Annotated in this window: 18 protein-coding genes; 5 read left to right on the top strand and 13 right to left on the bottom strand. The window is 65.6% G+C overall.

Annotated features, from left to right (window positions below; genetic code table 11):
- Positions 1–15 precede the first annotated feature (15 nt).
- Positions 16–243, bottom strand: coding sequence for a DUF2093 domain-containing protein (locus tag QX034_RS06265; protein WP_315706650.1), 228 nt, complete (start codon positions 241–243; stop codon positions 16–18).
- Between the two features lie 177 nt (positions 244–420).
- Between QX034_RS06265 and QX034_RS06260 the strand changes: the two genes are divergently transcribed.
- Positions 421–1,251 carry a dienelactone hydrolase family protein gene (locus QX034_RS06260; RefSeq protein WP_315706651.1) on the top strand — a complete coding sequence of 277 codons (831 nt, stop codon included), beginning with the start codon at positions 421–423 and terminating at the stop codon, positions 1,249–1,251.
- Between the two features lie 150 nt (positions 1,252–1,401).
- On the opposite strand, the gene xseA is transcribed toward QX034_RS06260, so the two are convergent.
- Complete coding sequence (gene xseA, locus QX034_RS06255; protein ID WP_316195074.1) at positions 1,402–3,015, bottom strand: exodeoxyribonuclease VII large subunit; 1,614 nt, start codon at positions 3,013–3,015, stop codon at positions 1,402–1,404.
- A gap of 170 nt (positions 3,016–3,185) precedes the next feature.
- On the opposite strand from xseA, the gene purD reads away from it, so the two are divergent.
- Complete coding sequence (gene purD / locus QX034_RS06250; RefSeq protein WP_315744000.1) at positions 3,186–4,469, top strand: phosphoribosylamine--glycine ligase; 1,284 nt, start codon at positions 3,186–3,188, stop codon at positions 4,467–4,469.
- Positions 4,470–4,482: 13 nt separating this feature from the next.
- Here the strand turns inward: purD and tadA are convergent, their stop codons facing one another.
- Positions 4,483–4,929: a tRNA adenosine(34) deaminase TadA gene (tadA, locus tag QX034_RS06245; RefSeq protein WP_315706654.1), complete on the bottom strand. Its 447-nt coding sequence runs from the start codon at positions 4,927–4,929 to the stop codon at positions 4,483–4,485.
- A 133-nt stretch (positions 4,930–5,062) separates the two neighbouring features.
- Here tadA and QX034_RS06240 point away from each other — a divergent pair, with 133 nt between their 5' ends.
- Positions 5,063–7,147, top strand: coding sequence for a pseudouridine synthase (locus tag QX034_RS06240; protein ID WP_315706655.1), 2,085 nt, complete (start codon positions 5,063–5,065; stop codon positions 7,145–7,147).
- A 9-nt stretch (positions 7,148–7,156) separates the two neighbouring features.
- A complete protein-coding gene (gene rsmD / locus QX034_RS06235) occupies positions 7,157–7,708 on the top strand; it encodes a 16S rRNA (guanine(966)-N(2))-methyltransferase RsmD (RefSeq protein WP_315766028.1) in 552 nt (183 codons plus the stop codon).
- A gap of 4 nt (positions 7,709–7,712) precedes the next feature.
- Here the strand turns inward: rsmD and mutL are convergent, their stop codons facing one another.
- The gene (gene mutL / locus QX034_RS06230) at positions 7,713–9,533 is read right to left on the bottom strand and encodes a DNA mismatch repair endonuclease MutL (RefSeq protein WP_315744004.1); all 1,821 of its coding nucleotides are present in this window, start codon (positions 9,531–9,533) and stop codon (positions 7,713–7,715) included.
- 221 nt (positions 9,534–9,754) lie between these two features.
- Between mutL and QX034_RS06225 the strand changes: the two genes are divergently transcribed.
- A complete protein-coding gene (locus tag QX034_RS06225) occupies positions 9,755–10,072 on the top strand; it encodes a ribbon-helix-helix domain-containing protein (protein ID WP_315706658.1) in 318 nt (105 codons plus the stop codon).
- Between the two features lie 163 nt (positions 10,073–10,235).
- Here QX034_RS06225 and QX034_RS06220 read toward each other — a convergent pair whose 3' ends face one another.
- The 9 genes from QX034_RS06220 to lspA form a co-directional block, all read right to left on the bottom strand.
- Positions 10,236–11,804 carry a GMC family oxidoreductase gene (locus tag QX034_RS06220; protein WP_315744006.1) on the bottom strand — a complete coding sequence of 523 codons (1,569 nt, stop codon included), beginning with the start codon at positions 11,802–11,804 and terminating at the stop codon, positions 10,236–10,238.
- Positions 11,805–11,837: 33 nt separating this feature from the next.
- The gene (locus QX034_RS06215; RefSeq protein WP_315747626.1) at positions 11,838–12,386 is read right to left on the bottom strand and encodes a gluconate 2-dehydrogenase subunit 3 family protein; all 549 of its coding nucleotides are present in this window, start codon (positions 12,384–12,386) and stop codon (positions 11,838–11,840) included.
- Between the two features lie 39 nt (positions 12,387–12,425).
- Positions 12,426–12,821, bottom strand: a complete 396-nt coding sequence (locus QX034_RS06210) for a VOC family protein (RefSeq protein ID WP_315706661.1) — start codon at positions 12,819–12,821, stop codon at positions 12,426–12,428.
- Position 12,822: 1 nt separating this feature from the next.
- A complete protein-coding gene (locus QX034_RS06205) occupies positions 12,823–13,143 on the bottom strand; it encodes a c-type cytochrome (protein WP_315744108.1) in 321 nt (106 codons plus the stop codon).
- 458 nt (positions 13,144–13,601) lie between these two features.
- Positions 13,602–14,021, bottom strand: coding sequence for an alternative ribosome rescue aminoacyl-tRNA hydrolase ArfB (arfB, locus tag QX034_RS06200; protein WP_315706662.1), 420 nt, complete (start codon positions 14,019–14,021; stop codon positions 13,602–13,604).
- 1,094 nt (positions 14,022–15,115) lie between these two features.
- Positions 15,116–16,492, bottom strand: a complete 1,377-nt coding sequence (locus QX034_RS06195; protein ID WP_315706663.1) for a pitrilysin family protein — start codon at positions 16,490–16,492, stop codon at positions 15,116–15,118.
- On the bottom strand, positions 16,489–17,868 hold the full coding sequence (locus tag QX034_RS06190) for a pitrilysin family protein (protein WP_315706664.1): 1,380 nt from the start codon (positions 17,866–17,868) through the stop codon (positions 16,489–16,491). The genes QX034_RS06195 and QX034_RS06190 overlap by 4 nt, the downstream gene beginning before the upstream one ends.
- Positions 17,869–18,279: 411 nt before the next feature.
- The gene (locus tag QX034_RS06185) at positions 18,280–18,987 is read right to left on the bottom strand and encodes a hypothetical protein (protein ID WP_409977587.1); all 708 of its coding nucleotides are present in this window, start codon (positions 18,985–18,987) and stop codon (positions 18,280–18,282) included.
- A gap of 126 nt (positions 18,988–19,113) precedes the next feature.
- Positions 19,114–19,611, bottom strand: a complete 498-nt coding sequence (gene lspA, locus QX034_RS06180; RefSeq protein WP_315706665.1) for a signal peptidase II — start codon at positions 19,609–19,611, stop codon at positions 19,114–19,116.
- Between the last annotated feature and the right edge of the window lie 34 nt (positions 19,612–19,645).

Raw genomic sequence — 19,645 nt, 5'->3', positions numbered from 1 at the left:
TCGGCTGACAGCTGCTCAGCCTTGCGCCTTCAATGCGCCGGGAAAATGCCGCTGCAGCACGGCACTGGGCACCGCATAGGCCTCCTGCAGGTCGACGCTCCAATATTTGAGCTCGTCCAGCGGAATCCGCACGTCGGTAATGGCGCAGCGTACATAGCTCCCCGGCGAGATCACGCGGAAATCGCCGTCGAGATACTGCACCTGGGCTTCGCCCTGGCTCGAAGGGCCAAACTTGTTGAGCACGTCCACTGTCTCCAATACCGCTTGCGTCTCAAGCAGGTAAAACCGATTGTTCATTGATATCTAGCATAGATAAGCCGTCCTGTCGCTTCCGCAAACCCACCGATTTGTGATGCTTCTGGCCAAAACCCCGTGCTAGCTAGGGGACGGTCCGCCGCAGATCCCGCGTCTCACCAATCGATGCGCTCCCTCGCACTCTCAGTCGTCCTGCTGCTCTGTGCTGCCCTTTCGGCGGCAAATGCCGGGTCGTCAGCTCCGCCTGGTGAAGTCGAGATCCCCTCCGGCAGCGTGGTTCTGCACGCGCAGCTGTACAAACCCCCCGGGGCCGGGCCGTTTCCGATCGTGATCGCGCTGCATGGCTGCGGCGGTCTGTCCGGCCGCTCCGAGTCGGTGTTGCCGCGCTATCGCGATTGGGCCGAAGAGCTGGTCAAGGACGGCAAGGCCGTGCTGCTGCCCGACAGCTATGGCTCGCGCGGACTGGGGCCGCAATGCCGGGTCAAGGAGCGCCACATCACCGGTCGCCGCGACCGCGTCGCGGACATCATCGCCGCACGAAAGTGGCTGGCGCAGCAGGCCTGGGCCATGCCCGACCGCGTCAGCTTGCTCGGATGGGGCAGCGGTGCCAGCGCGATGTTGTGGGCGGTGCGCCCGCAACTGCCCGATCATGTCGAGCCGGACTTTCGATCGGCGATCGCGTTTTATCCCGATTGCCGCGCCTCGTCCGGCCTTGGCTGGAGCGCACGTGTGCCGACCTTGATCCTGATCGGGGGCAAGGATGACGTTTACTCCCCGCCGGCCTGCCGGCAGATGATCGAGGGGGCGCGGGGCCGCAGCGCTCTGACGCGGATCGTGATCTATCCGGGCGCCTATCACGATTTCGACCGCGTCAATCTGCCCGTGCATGCGCTGGCTGGTACCGATGCCGGGACACCCGAGCGCGGCCATGTCGGGTCGGATCCGGAAGCACGCGCCAACGCGCAGAAGCTTGTCGCCGAGTGGCTCGCGCGCTGAGCTGCTGGATCATCATCCGGCGAGACGGAATCGGATTCCGATCTCATCGCTTTGCCTGAGCGTGATCTCTGCGTAAGCGCGCTCGACCTTTGTCGTGAGGGAGCACTGGTTGCCGTTTCTCCGGATCATGCTCCGAAACCGGATCATGGTCTAAAACAGGCTTCCTTGGCCGGCCGGTTTCGACACGCGCTTCGATGCTGGCCGCGCTTCGCGTGTGGTCCTTTGATGATCCTCGGGCCTGACCGTGGTCGGCCGATCGCCATCGGCCGTCGCCCCGACACGCCCGTCGGCGAACTCGATCGAGAGTGCGGCACCGGGGTTGATGCTCGCGGCATTGTGCAGCGGATGGCCGGCGCCGTCCCGCACCAGCGCGAAGCCCCTCGCCAGCACGCTGCGATAGGATAGCGCCGCCAGCAGCTTCTCATTCTGCTCGATGCGGGCCGAAAGCCGCTGCAACGACGTCGAAAGCGCGCGTCGCGCGCGCTCTGCGAGACGCTGGGTGCGTTCGCGGTCGCGCCCGATTCTTTGGCGCTGCGCTTGCGCGTTGGCGAACTTGGAGGCCTTCAGACGCGCGGAAAGTCCGTCACAGCGCTCGCGCCGGCGGTGTAACAAAGCACGGGCCGACAGCGACAGCCGTTCGGCGGCGACCACGAGACGATGGTCGGCTTGGCCGATCTGCGCATGCAGCACCCGCAAGGTCAGCCTGGCGCTCGCCGCGGCAAACTGGCGGAAATGCACGTGGGTGTTGGTCTTCAGTGCGCGAGGCAGGCGGCCGGCCGCAGCGTCCAACCGCTGGCGCGGGATCGCCAGCAGGTCGCCTGCATTCGGCAGAGCGCGCGCGGCGGCGCGCAGCTCGTTGCGGCGGTTCTCCTGGCCTCTGAGCCAGCATATCCGGGTGCGTCGCGCGAGACTCTCGATCTCCTGGATCAGATCGCTGCGTACCGGCACCGCCATCTCGGCGGCGGCGGTCGGCGTCGGAGCGCGCTTGTCGGACGCAAAATCGATCAGTGTGACGTCCGTCTCATGACCCACCGCCGAGATCAGTGGGATCATGCTCTCGGCCGCGGCGCGGACCACGATCTCTTCATTGAAGGACCAGAGGTCCTCCAGCGAGCCGCCGCCGCGGGCGACGATCAGCACGTCCGGGCGAGGGATGCGGCCGTGTTCCGGCAGCGCATTGAAGCCGCGGATGGCGGCTGCGACCTGCTCGGCCGAGCCGTCGCCCTGCACCTTCACCGGCCACACCAAGACCCGACGCGGAAAGCGGTCCTCCAGCCGGTGCAGGATATCGCGGATCACTGCGCCGGTAGGCGAGGTGACCACGCCGATCACCTCCGGGAGCCAGGGCAGGGGTCGTTTGCGTGCCGGATCGAACAGGCCTTCGGCAGCAAGCTTCTTCTTCCGCTCCTCCATCAGCGCCATCAACGCGCCGATGCCGGCGGGCTCCAGCGCCTCGATCACGATCTGGTATTTCGACGAGTTCGGATACGTGGTGAGCTTGCCGGTGGCGATGACCTCGAGCCCTTCCTGGGGCTTGAAGCGCATCCGGTAGTGGGTGCCCTTCCAGATCACCGCCTCGATCTTGGCGTTCTCGTCCTTGAGCGAAAAATAGCAGTGGCCCGAGGAATGGGGACCGCGGAAGCCGGTGATCTCGCCGCGCACCCGGACGTGACCAAACCGGTCCTCGACCGTGCGCTTCAGCGCCGAGGAGAGCTCGGAAACGGTAAATTCGGGCGCGTTGGGCAGGGCTTCTGCGGGCGGCATCGCAACTGATTCGGGTTTGGGGTAGCCCCAACGTAGGGATTTTGGGCCGGCGTCGCCAATCATATTCTGCCGCGTGCCGCCCGTCGGCGCTGTGGAAATGGGGGGCTCTTGCGAGATCCTGCCGATTCGTGCTTCGCACTGGCGCTTCCACCACAGCGACGGCGCGACACATGCATATTCTCCTGATCGGTTCCGGCGGCCGCGAACACGCCCTGGCCTGGAAGATCGCCGCCTCTCCCCTGGTGACCAGATTGTGGTGTGCGCCCGGCAATGCGGGAATCGCGAAGGAGGCAGAATGCGTCGCGCTCGATGTCAGCGACCACGCGGCCGTGATCGCCTTCTGCCGGGCGAACGACGTGGCGCTGGTCGTGGTCGGGCCGGAGACGCCGCTGGCCGCCGGCATCGTCGACGACCTCACCGCTGCCGGGATCAAGGCGTTCGGGCCGAGCAGATCGGCTGCGCAACTCGAGGGATCGAAGGGGTTCACGAAAGATCTGTGCCGTGAGTTCGACATTCCAACCGGCGCCTATCGCCGCTTCGCCAACGCCGCCGACGCGCTGGCCTATGTGCGGGCGCAGGGCGCGCCGATCGTGGTCAAGGCAGATGGCCTCGCCGCCGGCAAGGGCGTCGTGGTGGCGAAGACGTTGCCGGAGGCTGAAGCGGCCATCGAGATGATGTTCGGCGGCGGATTCGGCAGTGCCGGCGCCGAGGTCGTGATCGAAGAGTTCCTTTCAGGACGAGAGGTTTCGTTCTTCGCGCTCTGTGATGGGGAGACCGCGATCCCGCTGGCCTCGGCGCAAGACCATAAGCGCGTGTTCGACCATGACGAGGGACCGAATACGGGCGGCATGGGCGCCTATTCGCCGACGCCGTTCGTCACGCCAGACATCCACGACCAGATCATGGATCGCATCATTCTGCCGACGATAGCGGGCATGAAGGCGCGTGGCACGCCGTTCAAGGGCATCCTCTATGCCGGGCTGATGCTGACCGAGCAGGGGCCGAAGCTGTTCGAATACAACGTTCGTTTCGGCGATCCCGAATGCCAGGTCTTGATGCTCAGACTGATGTCGGACCTGGTGCCGGCCATGCTCGCCGCCTGCGACGGGCAGTTGAAGAATTTCGACCTGCGCTGGTTCCGGGAGCCTGCAGTGACGGTGGTGATGGCGGCGAAGGGTTATCCCGGCGACTACAAGAAGGGCAGCGTCATCGAGGGACTTGACGAGGCGGCCAGGATCGAAGGTGTCGAGATCTTCCATGCCGGCACGGTGGCGAAGGATGCCACGATCGTGGCCAATGGCGGCCGTGTGCTCAATGTCTGCGCTTCCGGCAAGACGGTCACCGAAGCGCAGGCCCGCGCCTATCAGGCCGTGGATCGCATCAAATGGGCCGATGGCTTTTGCCGCCGCGACATCGCTTGGCAAGCCATCGAGCAGGAGAAGGCGAGAGAGTGAAGGCAGGGCATCCTTACCGCCTCGCCTTGAAGAATTCCCGCAGCAGCGTCGCCGCCTCCTGCTCGCCGACGGTGGAATAGACCTCCGGCGCATGATGGCAGGTGGGCGACGCAAAGAAGCGGACGCCCGATTCCACCGCGCCGCCCTTGGGATCGGCGGCGCCGTAATAGAGCCTGCGGATGCGGGCGAAGGAGATCGCGCCGGCGCACATGGTGCAGGGCTCGAGCGTGACGTAGAGATCGCAATCGACCAGCCGCTCGCTGCCGATCACCTGGGCCGCTTGGCGCAACGCCAGCATCTCGGCATGGGCGGTCGGATCGCGGTCGGTAAGGGTCCGGTTGGCGGCCGTGGCAATGACAGCATTGTTCCGTACCACCACGCAGCCGATCGGGACTTCGCCGGCCTTTGCGGCCGATTCGGCCGCTTCCAGCGCCAAATCCATGAAAGAAGGCGTGTTCATGGCTCGTATTGCCTGGATAAGTCTGCTACTGGGTTGGCCTTCAGCACAAGTGAACCCCGGTTTTTTGCGTGACATGCGCCGCTGAGAGCGCGTGTATCACTCTTTCCGTCCTGTACCTCGAAGTGAGACCTTCATGCCCCGCGACACCGATAAAGACAACGACTCCCGCGGCCGGCGTGATCGGCCTCAGCGGGCTCGGTCTGATGGCGGCAAGGGCCGTTCCGGCGCGGCTCGCGGACCGGAGAAGAAGTTCGCCAAGCGCGGCGCTGGCGGCGGCAAGGATTTCGCCGCCAAGCGCGACGGCGGTAAGCGCACCGCCGGAGAGGGGCGACCGCCGCGCCGTCGCGAGGACGCCGATGCGCCGCGCCGTCCCTATGGCGACAAGCCACGCTTCAACCGCGATGAACGTCCGCGGGGCGACCGGCCGTTCGCCGATCGTCGCTCGCGCGGCGAGGACGGCGAGAAGCGCGCCTTCAAGCCGCGCGGAGACCGGCCGAAATTCGACCGCGACGATCGTGGAGGCGATAAGCGTCCTTACACGCCGCGCGCCAATCGCGATGAGGGCCGCCCCGCAGCCCGATCGTCCGAGCGGAAATTTGGCGAGCGAAAGCCTTACGCCTCGCGAGACCGCGACGGAGACAAACGCCCCTACGCGCCGCGCGGTGACCGCAACGATCGCCCCCGCGGAGAGCGAAGCTTTGGCGACCGTCCACCCCGCAGCGGCGATCGGCCGGAGCGGAAATTCGGTGGGGACAAGAAGTTCTCGCGCGGTGCGGACGGCGATCGCAAGAGCTCCTGGACGGACCGCAAAGGCGATCGCGGTCCGCGCAGCAATTTTGGTGACCGTCCATCCCGTGGCGACAGCAAGCCTTGGCAGAAACGCGGGCCCGATGCGGATCGTCCGGAGCGCAGCGCACGTCCGCCTCGGGAGGGCGCGCGCAATTTCGACCGGCCGCGATCCGAGCGCACGGGCGAGGACCGTCCGAAGTTCGGCCGTCCGCGTTTCGAACGTGCGGGCGACGAGCGGCCGAGTCGCGGCCGCAGCGACTGGCAGGAGCATCCGCGCAGCGAGGGCCGTGGCGGTGACCGTTTCGCCGAGCGGCCGCGCCGTGAGAATGAGGATGATAGTCAGGTGTTCGCCAAGCGTCCGGCCTTTGGCGGTCGCGGACCCTATCGCGAACGCAAGCCTGACACGGACAAGCGCAGTGCACGCACGGCTGTTGAGCCGGCGACGTCCAAGAAGACCGGCGAGAGGATCGCCAAGGTGGTGGCCCGGGCAGGTCTTGCCTCGCGCCGCGACGCCGAGGAGATGATCACGCAGGGCCGCGTCGCCGTGAACGGGCGGGTGATCAACTCGCCAGCGCTCGACGTCACCGCGAATGATGTAATCACCGTCGACGGTGCGCCACTGCCGGAGCGCGAGCGCACGCGACTGTTCCTCTATCACAAGCCGCGCGGGCTGATGACGACGCACAGCGACCCCGAAGGGCGGCCGACGGTGTTCGACAATCTGCCGGAGGGGTTGCCGCGGCTGATCTCGATAGGCCGGCTCGACTTCAACACCGAGGGCCTGTTGCTGTTGACCAATGACGGCGGCCTGGCGCGTGTGCTGGAGCTGCCGGAAACGGGCTGGATGCGCCGCTATCGCGTCCGCGCCCATGGTGAGGTCACGCAGGCGCAGCTCGATCAGCTCGCCGCAGGCGTCGAGGTCGACGGCGTCAAATACGGGCCCATCGAGGCCACGCTCGAGCGCGACCAGGGCGCCAATGTCTGGCTGGTGGTGGCGATCCGTGAAGGCAAGAACCGCGAGGTGCGCAACGTGTTGTCGCATCTCGGGCTGGAGGTGAACCGGCTGATCCGCGTCTCGTACGGACCGTTCCAGCTCGGCGAGCTCGGCGAGGGCGAGGTGCAGGAGATCAAGTCGCGGGTGCTGCGCGAGCAGCTCGGCGAGAAGGTGATTGCGCAGGCCGGTGCCGATTTCGGAGTGGCGGCGGAGAGCAAATCGGGAAGCGGAGAACGTGAACCGCTGCCGTCGCCGAAGCCGAAAGCCAAGCGGGAAGTGGTGGCCGATCGCAAGGGCCGCCGCGTGCTGGTGCAGCGGACCGGCAGCGAGGAGGCGCGTGCCCGCCACGAGGCCGAGGCGCGTTTCCCCGGCCCGCCGCGGCGGCCGAAGCGCGGCTATCACGGCAAGCGCGATCTCGCGCCGCGGGACGAATAGGACGTTCTGATGCGCGTCGTCGGGGGACGGCTGAAGGGCCGCAACATCGCCTCGCCTGCCTCGCGAGAGATCCGTCCGACGCAGGATCGCTTGCGCGAGTCCGTCTTCAACATCCTGATCCACGCCTACGACAACCCGATCGAAGGCGCGCGGGTGCTCGACCTCTTCGCCGGTACCGGTGCGCTCGGTATCGAGGCGGTCTCGCGCGGGGCTGCGTTTGTGCTGTTCGTCGATAATGGCGCGGAAGCGCGGGCGCTGCTCCGCAACAATGTCGAGGCGCTCGCGCTCGGCGGCGTCACCAAGGTTTATCGTCGCGATGCGACCAATCTCGGCCCTGCGCGTCCGATCGAGCCGTTCTCGCTCGTCTTTCTGGATCCGCCCTATGGCAAGGGCCTCGCGGAGAAGGCGCTCCTCTCCTTGCGCGAGGGCGGCTGGCTCGTGCCATCGGCGCTGGTCGTGGTCGAAGAGGCCAAGGCTGCCGCGTTCAAAGCGCCTGATGGCTTCGAGGAGCTCGAGCGCCGCGCCTATGACGATACCGAGTTCGTATTCCTGCGCGCGTGATCCGCTATCTCCGCCCGAACAGCTTCTCGATATCCGATAATTTCAGTTCGACATAAGTCGGCCGGCCGTGATTGCATTGGCCGGAGTTCGGCGTGTCCTCCATCTCGCGAAGCAGCGCGTTCATCTCTTCCGGTTTGAGTCGGCGGCCCGCGCGCACCGAGCCGTGACAGGCCATGGTGGCGGCGACATGCATCAGGCGCCGCTCCAGCGGCAGCGCCTCGCCCCATTCCTCCATGTGCTCGGCGAGATCGCGGAGCAGCGCCGCCGCATCGATCTTGCCGAGCAGGGACGGCGTCTCGCGCACCGCGATCGCGCCGGGACCGAAGGATTCGATCGCAAGTCCAAAAGAGGCGAGCTCTTCGGCGCGCGACAGCAGCTGCTCGACGGTGGCTTCATCCAGCTCGACGATATCAGGGATCAAAAGGATCTGCCGCTGCACGCCATGCGCGGCGAGCGAGGCCTTCAGCCGCTCATAGACGATGCGCTCATGCGCGGCGTGCTGATCGACGATGACGAGCCCGTCGCGGGTCTGCGACACGATATAGGTGTCGTGGATCTGCGTGCGCGCCGCGCCCAGCGGACGGTCGAGCAGATCGACCGGGGCGGGCTGCTCATGCAGCCGCACATCGGCGGTGGGGGCGCCGACATCGAAGGCGCGCTGCCCCGCTTCGGCGAAGGCGTTGGCTGCGGCGCCGGCCAGCGCGGCCATCGGGCCCGCCGGAAACGATGGCGAATTGCGCCAGTCCCAATTGCCCGGACGCGCTGGCGCCACGAAGGCGGGCCGGAACGCGGTAATGGTGGCGCCGCCCTCATTGGCCGCGGTGCGCCGGCCCTCGCGCGCCAGCCCCTCTTTCAGCGCATGCACGATCAGCGCGCGCACCAGGCCGGCATTGCGGAAGCGCACCTCCGTCTTGGCGGGGTGCACATTGGCATCGACCTCGCGGGAATCCAGCGTGACGAACAGCGCCACCACCGGGTGCCGGTCGCGCGGTAGGTAATCGGCATAGGCGGCGCGCACGGCGCCCAGGATCAGCTTGTCGCGCACCGGACGGCCATTGACGAAGAGATACTGGCCAAGCGCGTTGGCGCGGGTCAGCGCCGGTGCCGCGGCAAAGCCCTCGACCACCACTCCGTCTCGTTCGCTCCGCACCACGATCGCATGGCTGCGGAAATCCGCGCCGAGGATGTCGCCAAGCCGCGTGAGCTGCCCCGGCGCTCCCGGCAGCGCCGCGGCCCAGGTCACGGGCGCACGCTCCTCGCCGGCAAGCGTAAAGGCGATATCGGGTCGCGCCATCGCCAGCCTGCGCACCACCTCGCGGATCGCTTCCGCTTCGGTGCGGTCCGTTTTCAGGAACTTCAGCCGCGCCGGGGTCGCATGGAAGAGATCGCTGACCTCGACCCTGGTCCCCTGGTTCAACGCGGCCGGCATCACCTTCGACTTCACGCCACCGTCGACCGAGAGCGCCCAGGCATGCGGCTCGCTCTTGTGGCGCGTGGTGATCGAGAGCCGCGCCACCGAGCCGATCGAGGGCAGCGCCTCGCCGCGGAAGCCCAGTGTCCTGATCTGCAGCAGGTCCTCGTCGTCGAGCTTGGAGGTGGCGTGGCGCTCGACCGCAAGCGCAAGATCGGCTGCGGTCATGCCGGCGCCGTCATCGGTGATGGCGATGCGCCGGCGGCCGCCGCCGTCGGTGAAGATGTCGACCCGGCTCGCGCCGGCATCGATCGCGTTCTCGACCAGCTCCTTGACCACGCTCGCGGGCCGTTCGACCACCTCGCCGGCGGCGATGCGGTTGACGACCTGTTCGGGTAACTGGCGGACGGGCATGGGCGATGCTGCACTGCGATTCGAAAGAGCCGCCCATTGTAGCCGCGCTCGAGGTCGATGGATGCAGCGAAATCGCGCCTGTCCCCATGGCGTCGCGCCAGAATTATGGCGCCGAGCCATCGAATCCCGCCCCCGGGAGGACAGCCCGGCCTCAGGTGGATTGTGAGGCGACAGGCGCGGGTATATCGTTTCGAAAAACAGCGATCTGCCGGGAGGGAACCATGTGCCATCTGTTCGCCCACCAGCCGCAACGCGACTATGAATCGCAGACGCGGTCTTTGCGCATCGGCGGCCACTGCACCTCGATCCGGCTCGAACTGTCGTTCTGGGACACGCTGGAGGAGATCGCGGCGAAGGAAGGCATGAGCCTCGCCAAGTTCCTCACCACGCTGTACAGCGAAGTGCTCGACCATCATGGCGAGGTCAGGAACTTCGCCTCGCTGCTGCGCTGCTCCTGCCTGATCTATCGCGCCAGGACCACCGCCGCGATGCCGGCATTCCCCGACAGCGCGGCCGCGATCCTGGATGCGGCGGAATGAATCGCAACCATCCGTCGAGACGCCCGCCTGCGGCGGGCTCCTCAGGATGAGGATGTTTTTGCGGCGCGATCCTTGATCCTCATGGTGAGCGGCGAAGCCGCGCGTCTCCGGACGATGCTACGCATCGCCTTGATAACCATGAGGCCCCTTCAAAGTCACGCGTTCAGATCTCCTTCTTCTGCATCATGCCGGCGATGGTGTCGGCCTGGCGGATCGCCAGCGCCACGATCGTCAGCGTCGGGTTGCAGGCCGCGCCCGATGTGAACTGGCTGCCGTCGGAGACGAACAGGTTCTTGATGTCGTGGGTCTGGCCGAACTTGTTGACGACGCCGTCCTTCGGCTTCTCGCTCATCCGGTTGGTGCCGAGATTGTGCGTCGAGGGATAGGGCGTGGTCGGATAGGTCACGGTCGCACCGACCGCCTCATAGACCGCCGCGCCCTGCTTGTAGGCATGCGCCCGCATCGCGAGGTCGTTCGGATGATCGTCGAAATGCACGGACGCGACCGGCATGCCGAACTTATCCTTTGCGACTGGATCGAGCGTGATGCGGTTGGTTTCCTGCGCCATGTCCTCGCCGACCAGCCACATGCCGGCCATGCGCGGATAGGTCTCCATCGCCGCGGTGAAGCTGCGGCCCCAGGCGCCGGGATTGAGGAACGCGGCCATGAAGGGCAGGCCCAGCGACAGCGTCTCCATCTCGTAACCGCCGACGAAGCCGCGCTTGGGGTCGTGCCGCGCCTCGTCGCGGATGATGCCGGCCATGGTGGTGCCGCGATACATGTGCACCGGATTTTCGAAGCTCGCATAGACGCTGCCGGTCATGTGCCGCATGTAGTTGCGCCCGACCTGGCCCGATGAGTTGGCGAGGCCGTCCGGGAACATGCTGGAGGCGCTGTTGAGCAGAAGCCGCGGGCTCTCGATCGAGTTGCCGGCGACCGCGACCACGCGCGCCTTCTGCAGCTGCATCTGGCCCTGGCCATCGGCATAGACCACACCAGTGACCTTGCCCGAGGCATCATGCTCGATCTTGATGGCCATGCTGTTGGGGCGCACTTCGAGATTGCCGGTGGCTTCGCCCTTCGGGATCTCGGTGTAGAGCGTCGACCATTTGGCGCCGGACTTGCAGCCCTGGAAGCAGAAGCCGATCTGCTGGCAGCTGCCGCGGCCGTCGCGCGGCTCGGAATTGATCGCCATGTTGCCGGTGTGCACGGTCTTGTAGCCGAGCCGCTTGGCGCCGGCCTCCAGCACCTTGAAATTGTTGTTGCCGGGCAGCCCCGGAATGCCGTTGGTGCGGGTCACGCCCATCTTGAACTCGGCCTTGGCGTACCATGGCTCCATCTCGGCCAAGGTGATCGGCCAATCCAGCAGGTTGGCACCGGGCACTGCGCCATAGGTGGTCCTGACCTTGAACTCATGCTCGTCGAAGCGCAGCGACGCGCCGGCCCAGTGCACGGTCGAGCCGCCGACGGCTTTGACGATCCAGGCCGGCAAATTGGGGAAGTCCTGATGGACGCGCCAGGTGCCGGAGGTCGTGCGCATGTCCTTCCAGGCGAGCTGGGTGAAGCTGTCCCACTCGTCATTGATGAAGTCGGGGATCTCGTAGCGGTCTCCCGCCTCGAGGATGACGACCTTGATGCCCTTCTGCGCGAGCTCGTTGCCCAGCGTGCCGCCGCCGGCGCCGGAGCCGATGATGACGACCACGCTTGAATCGTTCTGATCGAATTTGGCCATTGTGGTTTCCTCCGCGTTCTTGGTTTTTCGGGCTCAGGCTTTCGGCAGCCAGTCGATGTCGGAGAAGCCGCGGTTGATGTAGCCGCCGTGCTCGGCGGAGGAGCCCTCGTAGCCGAATTTCGGCCAGACCTCTTTTTGATTGTAGAGCGAGACGACGAGATCGCTGCGGATCGCCTTGAAGAAGGCCGTGTGCTCTATGCCCTGCAGGAGCGCCACGCGATCGGCTTCCCATGGTACGTCCGCGTAAGCGACGTTGTGGCGGTCGCGCGCATCCTGGTCGAGGCGCGCGACACCGTCATTGATCATGCTTTTGACCGCGGCGTCTGCTGCCGCCTTGCCGTCCCATGGCTTCACCGCGACGATGTAGTAGCGGTCGGCGAGGATATCGTGCGGATAGATGTCGCGCGCCACCTTCACCAGCGTCTTCAAGGTCGCCGGCGTCAGCGTCTTGGCGTCCTCGGCCCAGGCGTCGGTGACCCCGAGGCCGGTGGTGGTGGCAACGGCAACGGCGGGGACCGTCGATGCCGCACCTTTGAGAAAGACGCGGCGGTCGAACTTGCTGCGCGGATCGACTTCTCTCATGGTTTCCTCCGTGGGATTTTGATTGGGTCTTTGCCGTTCTCAGCCGAAGCGCCCGCCGCGCTGGATCACCTCGATCTTGTAGCCGTCGGGATCGGTGACGAAGAAGAAGCGGGCGAGCGTTGCTCCATTGTGCTTGAAGTCGCGCAGGGGCCCCGGCGATAGCTGCTCGCGTTCGAAGCGGGCGTGCTCGGCCTCGAGGTCGTCGACCACGACGGCGAGGTGGCCATATCCGTCGCCGAGCACATAGGGCTCCTTGCGGTCGTAGTTCACGGTCAACTCGACCTCGAACGGCGATGACGGATGGCGCAGATAGATTAGCGCGAAATCGTCGAACCGCAGGTGATCGGCGATCTCGAGGCCAAAGGCGCGCTTGTAGAAATCGAGCGACTTCGCCTCGTCGAAGACACGGATCATCGAATGAACGGGTTTGGCCATGTTACTTCAGCTCCTTCAGATGGGTGATGATCGCGGTGCGGACCTCCGGCTTGGCCTGGCGATAGGCCATCACGGCGCCGGGGATCACCTCTTGCGGGTTGGTCAGCCAGCTATCGAGCTTCGCCGCGTCCCAGGTGAAATCGGCTTTGGCGAAGCCCGCCGAGTAGTGGAAGCCCGCGAAGCTGCCGGCGCGGCGCCCGATCACGCCCACCAGCGGCGGGCCCTGGCGGATCGGCTCGGAGAGTGTCGTGGTATGACAGGTGCCACATTGCTGTTTGAACAGCGTCGCGCCGTCGACCGGCTTGGGCGCGGGCAGTGGCATCTGCGCCGTCGCGACGCCGACAAGCAGCACCGCGCCGCAACATCCAAGGCTCAGTCCAAGGCTCAGTCCAATTCCAATGCGCCGCGCTGCACGCCGTCCCGACATCGAGCCTCCCCATCGTTTTGGAGGAGACTAGGTCGTAGCGAATTGGCGTTGGTAGTAGCGGGCTATTTCAGGAAAGAACAAAGCGGGTGATGCACTCCTTGCAATGCGCAAGGCTTCAGAATCTCCGCCTTAATAGGATGAAATGGGGTCGATCTCGTGCGGCGAGCTCGGTTCACCTCTCCCGTTGGGAGAGGTCGGATTGCATCGTCAGATGCAATCCGGGTGAAGGGTTACGGTCCTTCGTGAGCGTGGAGCCCCCGCACCGGATCACTCATTACATTCGCCATCGACCTCTTCCCGCCGGGAGAGGTGAACCGAGCGTGCCGCGAGGTCGCATCGGTCATCGACTTCACTTAATCATCAAACCTCCGCGCGCCGCGGCCGGCCTTGATGTCGCCGCGGTGCTTCTTGCCTTCGAGCCGGCGCTGCTTGGAGCCGAGCGTCGGCCTGGTCGGACGGCGCACCTTCGGTCGCACCATCGCTTCGCGCAGGAGCGTGACCAGCCGCTCGATCGCGTCGGCCTTGTTGCGCTCCTGGGTGCGGAAGCGATCGGCCTGGATGACGATGACGCCGTTCTTGGTCATGCGCTGCCCGGCCAGGCGTTGCAGCCGCGCCGCGGCATCTTCCGGCAGAGGCAGACGAGCCGCATCGAAGCGCAGCTGCGCCGCGGTCGAGAGCTTGTTCACGTTCTGCCCGCCGGGACCGGAGGCGCGAACGAAAGTGATCTCGATGTCGTTCTCGTCGATGGCAAGGTCGCGGGCGATCCGCAGCATGAAGGCACCAGGCGCTAAGGATTCGGCGTGCACCATAGCGGGTTTATGGCGGGTTTGCGCGGGTCTGGATGGCTGGAGCGAGGCTGGCCCGGGTAAGAAACTAAAACTCCGCTGTCGTCCCGGCGTTCAGCCGGGACCGATACTCCCAGGGAGCAGTTCGGGGCACGCTCGTCGTTGGACCTCCCGCATCACATCCGCCGCGGCGTATGGGTCCCGGGTCGGCGCCACGACCGCGCTGGCGCGCGTCGCGGCTTGCCCGGGACGACAGCGGAGGCGAGGTTGGATTTACGTCTCAAACAGCCATGGCAGGTAACGGACGTGTCAGCGCGGTCTCGCGGCGCATCGCGCCCGAGGTCTGCAATCAGTTCGTCCCTCTTGAAAATCGAGAGGGCGCGGGGAATGCCGGGTGAAGGCCTCACCCATGGCCCGCCTGCAGAAAAAAAGCAGGCGGCAGTCACCACAGGTGCAGCCGATCAACCGGCATTCCCCGCGCGACGGTCTTAACGCTTATACGCAGTCTCCCTGGTGCGCCGGGCTTGTTGGCCACCATGCTGCGACAACGCGCGAGGCGCGTTGCGCAGGTGATACCAGCGTCGGGGTATCAGGACCCTGCGACTTCACGTCCGCGCCATGCCGTTCGTCTGCGTAGCAAGCTACGTTGCGTCATGGCAGCGGCCATCGCATCCCCGCCTCACGTGTCGTGACGATCGCGCGCAACGCCCCTCTCGCCGAGGCGGGATGGCGCTAGACAACCATGATTTCTGAAAATACGAAAGTGATTTATTTCTCACGGCAAGGCTGGACAGGCCAAATCAGCTTGAAGTGGCACGCGAAATTCGCCTCAGCGCGCATGTCATTTCCGCCTGTTCCAGAGGCTGGAAGCTGTCGGTCTTTCTTTGTGGCCCTCCTTCGAGACGTCCGCCGATGGCGGGCTCCTCGGGATGAGGACAGGCTCTGCGGCGCAATGTGCGATCCTCATGGCGAGGAGCGCCGGTAGCGGCGCATCTCGAACCGTGCGGCTGCCGGCCATAAAGCAAAGCCCTGCCGATGAGGGCAGGGCTAAGCTCAATTTGCTGCATCTTTGGTTGGTCGGCTCAATCCGGCTTGATCGCCGGTGCGGTGGCGGCGGCGGGCTGGGCCACGGCCTGCGGCGTGCGGCCGACCATCACGGTCAGCAGGCCCTGGCTCCACAGCCGCTTGGCGACGGCCTTGGCGTCCTCCAGCGTTACCGCGTTGACGACCTCGCTGCGCTTCTCGATGTAGTCGATCGGCATCTTGTCGAGCTGGTATTGCAACAGCGCCTGGGCCAGCTTCGAGGAGGTATCGAGCGCGAGCATCTGCGAGCCGTTGATGTAGGATTTGGCCTCGTCGAGCTCCTTCTGCGTCGGGCCCTCCTCGGCGATACGGCGGATTTCGCGGTCCACGGCGTCGATGGTCTCGCCGGCGCGGTCTGCGCGCGTGCCGGTGTTGCCGATGAACAGCGCCGAATGGTCCATCCAGATCAGCGCGTCATAGACCGAATAGGCAAGCCCGCGCTTCTCGCGCACTTCGCGGTAGAGCCGCGACGACAGCCCGCCGCCACCGAGGATGTGGTTCACGACATAGGCCGCCATGAACTGCGGATCGTGCCGGGCGATGCCGGGGCCACCGAAGGTGATCACGGTCTGCGGCACGTCGAGCGCGACCTGCACGCGTTGCGGCGGCTGGGTGGCGGCAACGTCGGGCACCGGAGTCAGGCTGGCCTTGGCCGGCAGCGAGCCGAAGGTCTGATCGAGCAGCTTGCCGAGCGTCGCCGGATCGACATCGCCGACCACGGCGACCTTCAGCGTGTCCTTGGCGACGACATGGCGGACATAGTCCTTGAGGTCGTCGATGGTGATGGTCGGGACGCTTTCCAGCGTGCCGTTGGCCGGCCGGCCATAGGGATGGCCGGGATAGGCGAGCTCGAGGAATTTGCGGCCCGCCATCGCGGACGGATTGGTGCTCTCGCGCCGCAGGTTCGAAATCACCTGCGAACGGATCCGCTCGACATCCTCGCTGTCGAAATGCGCCGAGGTCAGCGCCATCCGGAGCAGATCGAACGCCTCGTCCTTGTTGTCGCGCAGCATGCGCAGCGAGCCGCGAAGCTGATCGCGCGAGGTCGAGAAGCTCAATTCGATGGCGCGGCGATCAAGCCGCTCATGGTAGGTCTTGGAATCGAGGTCGCCGGAGCCCTCGTCGAGCAGGCTGGCGACGAGATTGCTGACGCCGGGCTTGCCCGCCGGATCCTGCGAAGCGCCGCCGGCGAAGGCATATTCCATCGCGATCAGCGGCACGGTGGAGTCCTGCACGAACCAGGCCTCGATCCCGCCGGGCGAGATCAGATGCTGGATCTTGGCGGCGGCCTGCGCAGAGGTCGATGCCGCAAGCGCGGCCGTTGCGACGACGAGCACGCAGGCGAAGCGGCGGGCGAAAGTGCTGATATGGCTCACGAACGCTTCTCCTCGCGCTTGGCCGAATTGTCCTTGACCAGATAACCGGTGACGGAGCGTGTCTTCTGCAGCCACTTCTGGGCCGCCGCGCGCACCTGCTCGGCGGTGACGGCCTTGATCCGATCCGGCCAGCTTCTGATGTCTTCGATGCTGAGGCCCGTAGTGAGGCCGCCGCCATACCACCGCGCCATGGTCGCCTGGTTGTCCTGGGCGTAGATCGCTTCTGCGACCAGCTGGGTCTTGACGCGCTCGAGATCCTCGGCGCGTGCCGGGTTCTGCGCGAGTTCGGCGATCACGCCATCGACCACCGCCTCGACCTGCGCGAAGTCGACGCCGGACCTTGGCGAGACCGCAATCGAGAACTGGGTCGGATCGAGCGAGGTGCCCTGATAGGACGCGCTCGCATTGACCGCGAGCGGCTTGTCGACCACCAGCGCGCGGTAGAGATAGGAGTTGCTGCCGCTGCCCATCAGCTGCGCCAGCACGTCCAGCGCGGCGGACTCGCCCGGGGCCGCGGTCGCGGCCGACGGCACCAGGTAGAAGCGGCGCATCGAGGGCTGCTCGACATGCGGATCGGCGAGCGTGACGGTGCGCGGGGCCACCGGCTCGGGTTCCTGCGGGCGAATGCGTCGCGGTGGGATATCGGGCTGGGCCGGGACCTTGGCGAAGGTCTGCTCGACCATCGGACGGACTTCGTTGATATCGGTGTCGCCCGCGATCACCAGGATCGCGTTGTTGGGCGCATAGAAGCGCCGGTAGAAGGCCAGCGCATCCTCGCGGCCGAGCTTCTCGATTTCGGGCTTCCAGCCGATCACCGGCCGGCCGTAAGGATGGTTCAGATACAGCGCAGCCATGATCTGCTCGTTGAGCCGCGCCTCCGGATTGTTGGCAACCCGCATGTTGTATTCTTCGAGCACGACGTCGCGCTCAGGCAGCACGTTCTCGTCCTTCAGCACGAGCCCGGTCATGCGATCGGCCTCGAACTCCATCATCTTGGCGAGCTGATCGCGCGGCACCCGCTGGAAGTAGCCGGTGTAGTCGACGGAGGTGAAGGCGTTCTCATTGCCGCCGATCTTCAGCACGGTCTGCGAGAACTCGCCGGCCGGATGCTTGGCCGTGCCCTTGAACATCAGGTGTTCGAGAAAATGCGCGAGGCCCGATTTGCCGGGCGTCTCGTCGGCGGAGCCGACCTTGTACCAGATCATCTCCGTGACCACCTGGGTACGGTGATCCTGGATCACCACCACCTGCAGGCCATTCGGAAGCGTGAAGCTGGCGGGAGGCTCCGATGCGAACGTCGTTTGTGCCTTGGCGCCGGTGGAGATCGCCGCGAGCGACATGAGGGCGGCGGCGAAGACGAAGCGGAAAGCGGACATCCTGATCCTTTTGAAAACCCGAAGACAAGCGATCGGGTGGGGCAACGGCATCCTACACCGAGCCGAAAACGCCCGGCGTCACAAAGCGGCGACGAAAATCGCAGCGCCGGCGTATTCCGAATCCGAATTAACATTCCCGACGACCACGTCAGCGAATGAGGATTCGAAGGGCAGTTCAAAAACCCTAGATCATGATGCGATTAGAAGGAATCGCATCATGATCTCATCTCTTTGATTGAGCATGATCTTTTCGGAAAACCGGCTTCCACTTTTCCGGATCATGCTCAAAGTTCCAGCGTGGCTTGGTTCAGCAACCCTCCGCGCCGTGAGCGCAGCCGGGGCGCATTCCGAACCACCACACGCGTTAAGCATGATGCGCACAATCCCGGAAAAATGCGGGCAGCGCGCGCCTCACTTCTCTTTGCCGGACATGATGTCCATCTGCTTGTTGTTCAAAGGCTCCATCGGACCGGTGCCGTAGGCATAGTTCGGCGACGGCGTCTGATAGCCCGGCGGTGGCTGGGTGAGGGTTTCCCGGGTCGGTTCGGTGCTGAAGGGCTTGCTCTCGCTGTCGTTGCCCTTGAACATGCCGAACAGGCCGCCTTTGAAGCCCAGCTGGGCCGGACTCAGCATCGGGTTGCCGGTGACGCCCGGCTGGACCGGATCGTTGCTCTTCTTCTCCGCCACCGCGGTCCCGGCCCTCAACTCGGCCGGCGTCAGCGGACGGGCGGATGCCGCCGGATCCTTGTTGTCCTTCTTGCGGGCGGCGGCGGCCGCCTTGCGGCGCTGCACGTCCGGATCCTTCGGCCAGTTCGGTGCGTTGGCTTCGGCAGAAGCGGCCGGCGGCGGCAGGTCGATCTTGGGCGGCACGACCAGCGGGGAGCGCTCCCGATAGTCGATGGAGGGCGTCTCCATGTTGGTCGCGCCCATGCCGCGCATGAGGTTGTCGATGATCTTCTCTTCGAAGGTCTTGTCGTCCTCTTCGTCGTCCTGGGCGCGGGCGGCGCCGGAGACGAGCAGCAGGCCGATGCCGAAGGCTGCGGCGGAGAGCTTCAGGACGCTCGTCATCGCGCGATGAGTGCTCCTTGCGCGGGTCTCGGTGCTATCGGTCTTGCGCATGGCTTTCCCTCGTTTCGGCTCGTGTCCCCGAACGGTGCAAATATCCGCCGATCGCGAAAAAGTGAGGAGGCTCAATCCCTTGCTGCCCCTCAGCGATCACTCGCCAAAGCGTCGTATCGACCCGGATCAGGGCGCTTTTGCGGCGGGGACTCCGATGAAGGAATCATACAATAGGGCGGCCACGCCAGCAACAATGGCCACATCCGCGAGATTGAACACGTACCAATTATAGACGTGGCCGGCGATCTCGACGTGGAACAGGGCGAAGTCGACCACCGCGCCATAGGCGAGGCGGTCGATGGCATTGCCGACCGCGCCGCCGATGATCATGCCGAGCGCGGTCGTCGCGAGCCTGGTCTGGGAGCGGACCATCCAGATCGCGAGCGCGACCACCGCGACGGCCTTCACCGCCATCAAGGCGAACTGGGCCAGGGGGCTGTCGTTCTGCAGCCAGCCGAAGCTGATGCCGATGTTCCAGGCGAGGTCCAAGTCGAAGAACGGCGTGACCCTGACCCGGCCCCGATTGGCAATATCGAAGACATAGAGCAGCCAGAGCTTGGAGGCCTGGTCGATGACCAAGGTGGCGAGGGCGGCGATCAGGCCGAGACGGAGCGGAGATTTCATGCCGGGGTGCTCGCGGCAATCAAGGACGTCGTCC

It is taken from the genome of Bradyrhizobium sp. SZCCHNR3119, assembly GCF_032487775.1.
Lineage (GTDB): Bacteria > Pseudomonadota > Alphaproteobacteria > Rhizobiales > Xanthobacteraceae > Bradyrhizobium.
Note: the sequence above shows the minus strand (reverse complement) of the source record. Positions and strands in the feature narration are given on the sequence as shown.

Bases quoted from the DNA above. Each gene is read 5' to 3' on its own strand.
- QX034_RS06260 (WP_315706651.1), top strand. From the start codon at position 421: ATGCGCTCCCTCGCACTCTCAGTCGTCCTGCTGCTCTGTGCTGCCCTT.
- xseA (WP_316195074.1), bottom strand. From the start codon at position 3,015: ATGCCGCCCGCAGAAGCCCTGCCCAACGCGCCCGAATTTACCGTTTCC.
- purD (WP_315744000.1), top strand. From the start codon at position 3,186: ATGCATATTCTCCTGATCGGTTCCGGCGGCCGCGAACACGCCCTGGCC.
- tadA (WP_315706654.1), bottom strand. From the start codon at position 4,929: ATGAACACGCCTTCTTTCATGGATTTGGCGCTGGAAGCGGCCGAATCG.
- QX034_RS06240 (WP_315706655.1), top strand. From the start codon at position 5,063: ATGCCCCGCGACACCGATAAAGACAACGACTCCCGCGGCCGGCGTGAT.
- rsmD (WP_315766028.1), top strand. From the start codon at position 7,157: ATGCGCGTCGTCGGGGGACGGCTGAAGGGCCGCAACATCGCCTCGCCT.
- mutL (WP_315744004.1), bottom strand. From the start codon at position 9,533: ATGCCCGTCCGCCAGTTACCCGAACAGGTCGTCAACCGCATCGCCGCC.
- QX034_RS06225 (WP_315706658.1), top strand. From the start codon at position 9,755: ATGTGCCATCTGTTCGCCCACCAGCCGCAACGCGACTATGAATCGCAG.
- QX034_RS06220 (WP_315744006.1), bottom strand. From the start codon at position 11,804: ATGGCCAAATTCGATCAGAACGATTCAAGCGTGGTCGTCATCATCGGC.
- QX034_RS06215 (WP_315747626.1), bottom strand. From the start codon at position 12,386: ATGAGAGAAGTCGATCCGCGCAGCAAGTTCGACCGCCGCGTCTTTCTC.
- QX034_RS06210 (WP_315706661.1), bottom strand. From the start codon at position 12,821: ATGGCCAAACCCGTTCATTCGATGATCCGTGTCTTCGACGAGGCGAAG.
- QX034_RS06205 (WP_315744108.1), bottom strand. From the start codon at position 13,143: ATGCCACTGCCCGCGCCCAAGCCGGTCGACGGCGCGACGCTGTTCAAA.
- arfB (WP_315706662.1), bottom strand. From the start codon at position 14,021: ATGCTGCGGATCGCCCGCGACCTTGCCATCGACGAGAACGACATCGAG.
- QX034_RS06190 (WP_315706664.1), bottom strand. From the start codon at position 17,868: ATGTCCGCTTTCCGCTTCGTCTTCGCCGCCGCCCTCATGTCGCTCGCG.
- QX034_RS06185 (WP_409977587.1), bottom strand. From the start codon at position 18,987: ATGCGCAAGACCGATAGCACCGAGACCCGCGCAAGGAGCACTCATCGC.
- lspA (WP_315706665.1), bottom strand. From the start codon at position 19,611: ATGAAATCTCCGCTCCGTCTCGGCCTGATCGCCGCCCTCGCCACCTTG.